The 7,735-nt window shown below is 72.4% G+C and carries 5 protein-coding genes and 2 pseudogenes; 1 reads left to right on the top strand and 6 read right to left on the bottom strand.

The genetic code is table 11. The annotated features are described in order from the left end of the window. The 6 genes and pseudogenes from J2S55_RS47095 to J2S55_RS47070 form a co-directional block, all read right to left on the bottom strand. A pseudogene (locus J2S55_RS47095) lies at positions 1-393 on the bottom strand (cytochrome P450); the annotation flags it as partial. A 187-nt stretch (positions 394-580) separates the two neighbouring features. After that, entirely contained in the window at positions 581-2,818 is a 2,238-nt protein-coding gene (locus tag J2S55_RS47090; RefSeq protein ID WP_306875267.1) for a heavy metal translocating P-type ATPase, read from the bottom strand. Positions 2,819-2,849: 31 nt separating this feature from the next. Beyond that, a pseudogene (locus J2S55_RS47085) lies at positions 2,850-3,317 on the bottom strand (DUF8832 domain-containing protein); the annotation flags it as partial. Between the two features lie 63 nt (positions 3,318-3,380). Continuing rightward, positions 3,381-3,593: a heavy-metal-associated domain-containing protein gene (locus J2S55_RS47080; RefSeq protein ID WP_306875265.1), complete on the bottom strand. Its 213-nt coding sequence runs from the start codon at positions 3,591-3,593 to the stop codon at positions 3,381-3,383. 110 nt (positions 3,594-3,703) lie between these two features. After that, positions 3,704-5,137, bottom strand: a complete 1,434-nt coding sequence (locus tag J2S55_RS47075; RefSeq protein ID WP_306875264.1) for an MFS transporter — start codon at positions 5,135-5,137, stop codon at positions 3,704-3,706. 169 nt (positions 5,138-5,306) lie between these two features. Further along, positions 5,307-5,594: a heavy-metal-associated domain-containing protein gene (locus J2S55_RS47070; RefSeq protein ID WP_306875261.1), complete on the bottom strand. Its 288-nt coding sequence runs from the start codon at positions 5,592-5,594 to the stop codon at positions 5,307-5,309. A gap of 418 nt (positions 5,595-6,012) precedes the next feature. Between J2S55_RS47070 and J2S55_RS47065 the strand changes: the two genes are divergently transcribed. Continuing rightward, complete coding sequence (locus J2S55_RS47065; protein ID WP_306875259.1) at positions 6,013-7,686, top strand: heparinase II/III family protein; 1,674 nt, start codon at positions 6,013-6,015, stop codon at positions 7,684-7,686. Positions 7,687-7,735: the final 49 nt, after the last annotated feature.

The raw sequence follows: 7,735 nt of genomic DNA, 5'->3' as shown, positions 1-7,735 counted from the left end.
TCCCATGTTTGATAGTACGACGATGCGCCTGATCCGCGGTTCCAGCCGCCGCATCCGGCGGATGGTGAACTCCGGCGTCAGGATCCGGCGCAGCCGGGTGTGCTCGGGAGGGTCGAACGCGAGCAGGTTGCCCGCCCGCATCGCGGCGATCTCCTCCGGGCTCAGCTTCGGCGCGTCCGGCATGCGGATGGCGCTCTGCTGGGCGATGCCGAACCGCTCGGCGTCGCCCAACACCGCGCGCACGTCCGCGTAGCGGGTGACCAGCCAGGCGTCGACGCCGAACGGCGTGCTGACGCGCCTGACCCCCTCCCCGTCGCGCAGCGCCGCCAGTTCCGGATCAGGATCGAACCCTGCCCGCCGCATGTGCAGCGGCAGAGTCGGAGACTCGCTCATGCAACCCCCTGGATGACTCGCCGTCCAGACCGCTCTCGCACAAAACGGTAGCAACCTATCGTTTATCTGCAAGGGATCTCCGCGAATTGGGAGGGTCGCCGCCTGCCCATACCCCGGACAGCGGCGTGACGGCCCCCGGCGTCAGGCTGGAGGCCGTCACGGCGCCTTGCTCGTTTGAACCGGCGGCTTACTTGAAGCCGCGCAGCCGCAGGCTGTTGGTCACCACGAAGACCGAGGAGAAGGCCATCGCGGCTCCGGCGATCATCGGGTTGAGCAGGCCGAGGGCGGCCAGCGGGAGGGCGGCCACGTTGTAGGCGAAGGCCCAGAACAGGTTGCCCTTGATGGTGCGCAGGGTGCGGCGGGACAGGCGGATCGCGTCGGCGGCCACCCGCAGGTCGCCGCGGACCAGGGTGAGGTCGGAGGCCTCGATGGCCGCGTCGGTGCCGGTGCCCATGGCCAGGCCGAGGTCGGCCTGGGCGAGCGCGGCGGCGTCGTTGACGCCGTCGCCGACCATGGCCACCGACCGGCCCTCGGCCTGCAGGCGCTTGACCACGTCGACCTTGTCGGCGGGCAGCACCTCGGCGATCACCTCGTCGATGCCCACCTCGGCCGCCACGGACCGGGCGACGGCCTCGTTGTCGCCGGTGAGCAGGACCGGGGTCAGTCCCAGGCCGCGCAGCTGCCTGATCGCCTCCGCCGAGGTCGGCTTGACGGTGTCGGCGACGGTGAGGACCGCGCGGGCCCGGCCGTCCCAGCCGACCGCGACGGCGGTACGGCCGGCCGCCTGGGCCTCGGCCAGCTTGCGCTCCAGCTCGGCGGGCAGGTGCTGGGACCACTCGGCCAGCAGGCGGGGGCGGCCGACGAGGACGGCGTGCCCGTCGACGGTGCCCTGGACGCCGAGCCCTTCGACGTTGGCGAAGTCCTCCGGCGCGGGCAGCTCGCCCACCTGGTCGGCGGCGCCCCGGGCGATGGCCTGGGCGATGGGGTGCTCGGAGGCGTGCTCCAGGGCGCCGGCCAGGCGCAGCACCTCGGCGCGGTCCTCGCCGTCGGCGAGGTGCACCTCGGCCAGGGTCATCCGGCCCTCGGTGACGGTGCCGGTCTTGTCGAGCACGACGGTGTCGATGGCGCGGGTGGACTCCAGCACCTCGGGTCCCTTGATCAGGATGCCGAGCTGGGCGCCGCGGCCGGTGCCCACCAGCAGCGCGGTGGGGGTGGCCAGGCCCAGGGCGCAGGGGCAGGCGATGATCAGCACGGCCACCGCCGCGGTGAAGGCGGCGCCGGCGCCGCCGCCGGTGCCGAGCCAGAAGCCGAGGGTGCCGAGAGCCAGCGCGATCACGATCGGGACGAAGATCCCGGAGATGCGGTCGGCCAGCCGTTGCACGGCGGCCTTGCCGGTCTGGGCCTCCTCCACCAGGCGGGCCATCTGGGCGAGCTGGGTGTCGGAGCCGACCCGGGTGGCGCGGACGACCAGGCGTCCGCCGGCGTTGACGGTCGCGCCGGTCACGGTGTCGCCGGGCCGTACCTCCACCGGCACCGACTCGCCGGTCAGCATGGAGGCGTCGACGGCGGAGGAGCCCTCCTCGACCACGCCGTCGGTGGCGATCTTCTCGCCGGGCCGGACCACGAACCTGTCGCCGACCTTGAGCTGGTCGGAGGGGATCCGGATCTCGCGGCCGTCACGCAGTACGGCGACGTCCTTGGCGCCGAGCTCCAGCAGGGCGCGCAGGGCCGCTCCCGCCCGCCGCTTGGAGCGGGCCTCGAAGTAACGTCCGGCCAGGATGAAGGCCGTCACGCCCGCGGCGGCCTCAAGATAGATGTTGCCGGAGCCGTCGGTGCGCTCGATGGTGAAGGCGAACGGGTGCGTCATGCCGGGGGTGCCCGCGCTGCCGAAGAACAGCGCCCACAGCGACCAGCCGAGCGCCGCGACGGTGCCGAGCGAGACCAGGGTGTCCATGGTGGCCGCGCCGTGGCGCAGGTTGGTCCAGGCTGCCCGGTGGAAGGGCCAGCCGGCGTAGACCACGACCGGCGCGGCGAGGGTCAGCGACAGCCACTGCCAGTTGGTGAACTGCAGGGCCGGGATCATCGCCATCGCGATCACCGGTACGGCGAGCACCAGGGAGGTGATCAGCCGGTTGCGCAGCGGCCGGAGCTCGTCCTGGGGCTCGGCCGGCGCGCCTTCGGCGCTGGGCGGAGCGGGCAGCTCGGCGCTGTAGCCGGCCTTCTCCACCTCGGCGACCAGCGCCTGGGGGTCGAGCCCTTCGGGGAAGGTGACCTTGGCCTTCTCGGTGGCGTAGTTGACGGTCGCGGTCACGCCGTCGAGCTTGTTCAGCTTGCGCTCGATCCGGTTGGCGCAGGACGCGCAGGTCATGCCGCCGATCGAAAGTTCGACCGCGCCTTGGGGTCTGTCGTCGGTGAGGGGGGACATCACCTGCTCCTTCCGTCCGTCATGCCAGGTGTCAGTGGTTGTGGCTGCCGTGTTCCGCGGACTCCGTGGGGTCCGGGGCGGGCTTCGGCGTAGCGCTCGGCGTGGGCGTCGCGGTAGCCGCCGTGGACGTCCCCGCGCCGAGGGTGAAGTCCGCGGTGCGCACGGTCCCCTCGTGCTGGAAGTCCAGGAAGAGACGGTAGTCGCCCCTGCTGGGCACCTCGGCGTAGAAGGTGATCTCCGGGCCCGGAGCGGTCCTGCCGTCGCCCGGCTCCCCGTCGGGGTGCACGTGCAGATAGGCCAGGTCTCCGGTGCGCAGCGCGACCAGGTGGCCGTAGGCGCCCAGGTAGGGCTGCAGATCGGTGACCGGCTTGCCGTCCTTGCTCACCTTGAGATTCAGCTTACTGGAGGCGCCGGGGACCAGGTCGCCGTCGAGGGTGACGGTGTGGCCGTCGACCGTGGCCGTACGGCCGGCCGCGGGCAGCGCCTTGGGCGCGTGGTCCCAGGGCTCCGCCGAGGATCACGGCGAGTCCGAGGGCGTAGGCTCCGAGCTTCGCGGGTGTGTTCATGACGGGGTCACCACTCCGTACCCCGCCTCCTCGACGGCGGCGATGATCGCGGAGCCGTCGATCCGGCCCTCGCTGTCGACGGTGAGCAGGCCGGTGGCCAGGTCGACCTCGACGTTGGTGACGCCCGGGACCTCGCTGACCTCTTCGGTGACCGAGCTGACGCAGTGGCCGCAGGTCATGCCCGTGACGGTGTATGTGGTGGTGGTCATGTCGATCACTTCTCCTCTGGGCCTTCGTGGTTCACGTGCTTGGTGTGCTGGTCAGGAGCGGATGAGGCGGGCGATGGCAGGGGTGCGCGCGGTGCGCGCACCCCGGATGACTACACGCCGAGCGAGTCCGCCTGTGTCCCGGCCTCCGCCGGGGCCGCCGACCTGGCTCTGCGCATGAGCAGCAGGGTGAGCGCGGCTCCCGCGGCCGCGACCGCTCCGGCGCCGATGAAGGCACCCTGGAAGCCCTCGGTCAGCCTGGGGAGATCTCCCAGCTCGGCGGCGCCCCGGGAGGTGGCGATCGCGGTCATGACCGCGAGCCCGAGAGCCGAGCCGACCTGGTAGGTGGTGTTGACGATGCCCGAGGCCAGGCCGCTCTCCTCCGGCCGCACCCCCGACATGGCCGACATCATCGCCGGGATGTAGGCCAGCGACATGCCGACCGCCGCGACCAGCGACGCCGGCAGCACGTCGGAGGCGAACGCCCCGTCCGGCCGCACCAGGGACAGTCCCGCCACGCCGGCGGCCAGCACGAGCAGGCCCAGGACGATGAGCGGCTTGGCGCCGAAGCGTCCCAGCAGCCGGGCGGTGATGCCGATCATGAAGATCATGATCGCGATGGTCATCGGCAGCAGCGCGGCCCCGCTGGCGAAGGCGCCGTAGCCCAGGACCTGCTGCAGGTAGAGGTTGAGGAAGTACCACATCGGGATCCACGCCGCGCCGAGCAGCGCCATCGCCAGGTTGGCCGGCGCCAGGCCCGGGGTGCGCCAGATGCCGAGCGGCATGAGCGGCTCTCGGACGGTGCGCTGGATCACCAGGAACAGCGCCAGCAGCGCGATCGCTCCAGCCAGCTCCAGCAGCGTGGCCGGTGAGCTCCAGCCCTGTTCGGGAGCGCGGACGATGGCGTAGACGGCCAGGGCGATCCCCGCGGTGACGGAGACGGCGCCCAGCACGTCGACCGAGCCGCGCCTGCCCTGGACGGCGGGCAGCAGGGCGGGGACGGCGGCCAGGGTGGCCAGACCGATCGGCACGTAGACGATGAAGACCCACGGCCAGCTCAGGTACTGCGTGATCACTCCGCCGAGGAACACTCCGGCGGTGCCGCCGGCCGGCGCGGCGGCGCCGTACAGGGCCATGGCCTTGCCCAGCTCGCGCGGGTTGTGCCCGAAGAGCATCATGAGCAGGGTCATCGAGGCGGGGGCGATGAGCGCGCCGCCGATTCCCTGGACGCCGCGGCCGACGATCTCGACCCAGGCGTTGCCCGCCGCCGCGGCGACGATCGAGCCGGCGATCAGGATGACCCAGCCGACGGTGAAGATCTTGCGGGCGCCGAGCAGGTCCGACAGCCGCCCGCCGAGCAGCAGCAGGCCGCCGAAGGCGATGACGTAGGCGTTGAAGACCCACTGCAGGTCGCCCTGGGAGAAGCCGAGGTCGCGCTGCATGTCCGGCAGCGCGACGCCGATGATGGAGGTGTCCATGATGACCATGAACTGCGCGGCGGCGAGCACGATGAGTGCCTGCCACCTGCGTGGATTGACGGCGTTCATGCCGCACTCCTGATTCCTCGCATCCTCGCCGGGTGGCAGGATGCGTCGTGGGGGTTGGTGTGATCGGAGTCGGACCGGCCCCGCGGGTGGGCGTGCACGCCGATGCGCGCCCACCCCCTGTTCTCCGGGACGCGCGTCCCGGGACGTTCTCCCAGGGACGCGCCTTTCTCTAGAAGGCGCCGACGGGTGCGGCGCCGGTCGGCGTGTAGCCCGCCCGCTCCACCGCCGCGCGGATGTCCTCGTCGGAGAAGCCCGCTCCGCTGACGGAGACCGAGCCGCTCGCCAGGTCGACCTGGACGCCGGTGACGCCGCCGACCTTGCCGATCTCGGAGGAGACCGACGAGACGCAGTGGCCGCAGGTCATCCCGCTGACCGTGTAGACGCTCGCGTCCGCGCCGACCGCCGCCGCCTGCGTGGAGGCGCTGTCCTGGGTGCCGCACGCACATGCCGTGCACATGGGATTCTCCTATCGCCTGTACCCCGGTGGGGTATCGCTGCGGCAGTAACATACCCCTAGGGGGTTTTATTTCTCAAGTCCGGTGCGGGGTGGATCTCCGGCGGGACTCCGCCGGGGTGGATGTCCCGCGGAGCCGTGCGGGCGGGCCGTTCCGGGGATCGGCGGCCCGGGCCGCGTCCGGCCCCGCCGGTCCCGGGGCCGAAAAGACCGTCCGGCGGAGAACAACTCCGGGGGATCGCGCATCTAACGGTTCATGATCAGAACGTCGGCCGGGCGTGCGGCGCACGGCCGTCCGGGGCCCCTCGGGGCTTCCTGAGACACCCGGCGGGGTGAGGGGCCTCGCCTCGCCGGGGATGTCGTCTTCTTTCCATGTCGCGAGCGCGCAGGGGCCGCTCGCGCCTATTAATGGAGCAAACGCTTGCTTGCTATACGACGGGGGACCATCGGCCTGGGTGTCCTCACCCTGGCCTTCCTGACCTTCCTGACCCTCCTGGCCTGCGGGCCGGCCAAGCTCTCCCTGGCCGAGAGCCGGGGCAAGGTCACCTGCCAGGGCGACCAGTTCTCCACCGTGCCGGCGACCGACGCGATGAGCGGACGGCTCGCCTTCGTCGGTCTTCCCCCGGTCGACCTGGGCAGGGACATCGACTGGCGCATCGACCCCTACGGAAACCGCTCGTGGGCGCTGAACCTGCACACGCTGCGCTGGATGGGGCGGCTGGTCGTCGACTACGAGGCCACCGGACGGCGCGACCGCCTCGACCGCGCCGTCGAGATCGCCGAGGACTGGGTGCGCGACAACCCGCGCGGCGGGCCCGGCACCAGCGAGTGGGCCTGGGCCGAGCACCCGGTCGCGCTGCGGGCCCCGGCCCTGGTCTGCCTCAGCGCCCACGTCAAGGATGACTGGCTGGCCGCCACGCTGGCCGAGCACGCCGAGATCCTGGCCGACGCCGCCCTCTACAAGGGTGGCCACAACCATGGACTGGACCAGGACATCGCGCTGCTGGCCATCGGCTGCCGCTTCGGCGAGCAGGACTGGACGGCCCTGGCGCTGCGCCGGATGAGCGCCTCGGCCAGGCTCGCGATCGACGGGCAGGGCGTGCTGCGCGAGCAGGCTCCCCGCTACGGGGTCTACGTCCACCAGCGGCTGGGCGTCGCGATGGAGGAGGCCCGCGACTGCGGGGTGGCGGTCCCCGCCGACCTCATCCGGCGCCGGCGGTCGCTGGAGACCTACGTCGCCCACGCCACCCAGCCCGACGGCCGCCTGGCGCCCATCGGCGACAGCCCCGCCGACCTGCGCCCGAAGGGATTCCCCGCCGAGCGGCAGACCGTGAAGGTCTTCGACGGCGGCTACGTCTTCGGCCGGACCGCCTGGAACGACGCCGGCTCGGCCTACTACTCGATCCGGTTCGGCCCCGGCCGAGTGCTCCACGGTCATGAGGACCACCTCGGCGTGACCTACCACGCACAGCGGCGCGACCTCCTGGTGGAGGCGGGCTTCCACTCCTACGAGAAGACGCCCTACCAGAGGTGGACGCTCTCGCCGCAGGCCCACAACGTCCCCGTCGTGGTCGGCGCCGGCTTCCGGGAGGGCACGGCCGCGCGCCTGCTGCAGGCGGCCACGGGCCCCGGCCGGCAGTCCTTCCGGCTCACCGACGACGCCTACGGCGTCAGCCGTACCCGGTCGGTGCTGGTCGAGCACGGCGGCGACCTGATGGCCGTGCTCGACACGGTGCCGCGGGGACGGCAGGTCCGCCCGCTGTGGCACCTGGGCCCCGGGCTCGACGCGACCGCCGTGGCGGGCGGGAGGGTGGTCCTGGCCGACGGACGGTGGAAGGCGTCGCTGCTCCAGCTCCAGCTGCCCGCGTGCACGCCGATCGGCGGTCAGTCGGTGCGCCCGGAGGAGATCTCCCCCGGCTACCTGAGGAGGGTCTCGAGCACGACGGTGCTCTCCCCGGCCGCGAGGTCCCTGCTGACCGTGATCGTGCCGGGCACCGCCGACCCGGAGATCTCCTGCTCCGGGGGGAGGGTGCGGGTCCGCACCGCCGCGGGCGTGGTCTCCTTCACGGCCGACCCGTCCAGAGGACTCGTCTGAGGCCTCCCCGCGCCTTCCCGGCCGGCCGTCCGCCCGCGTCCGCGGTCCG

Source organism: Streptosporangium brasiliense (assembly GCF_030811595.1).
Taxonomy (GTDB): Bacteria; Actinomycetota; Actinomycetes; order Streptosporangiales; family Streptosporangiaceae; genus Streptosporangium; species Streptosporangium brasiliense.
This window is presented reverse-complemented; position numbering and strand designations above follow the sequence as displayed.

Excerpts from the sequence above, each read along its gene's own strand:
- J2S55_RS47075 (WP_306875264.1), bottom strand. The coding sequence starts at position 5,137 with ATGAACGCCGTCAATCCACGCAGGTGGCAGGCACTCATCGTGCTCGCC.
- J2S55_RS47070 (WP_306875261.1), bottom strand. The coding sequence starts at position 5,594 with ATGTGCACGGCATGTGCGTGCGGCACCCAGGACAGCGCCTCCACGCAG.
- J2S55_RS47080 (WP_306875265.1), bottom strand. The coding sequence starts at position 3,593 with ATGACCACCACCACATACACCGTCACGGGCATGACCTGCGGCCACTGC.
- J2S55_RS47090 (WP_306875267.1), bottom strand. The coding sequence starts at position 2,818 with ATGTCCCCCCTCACCGACGACAGACCCCAAGGCGCGGTCGAACTTTCG.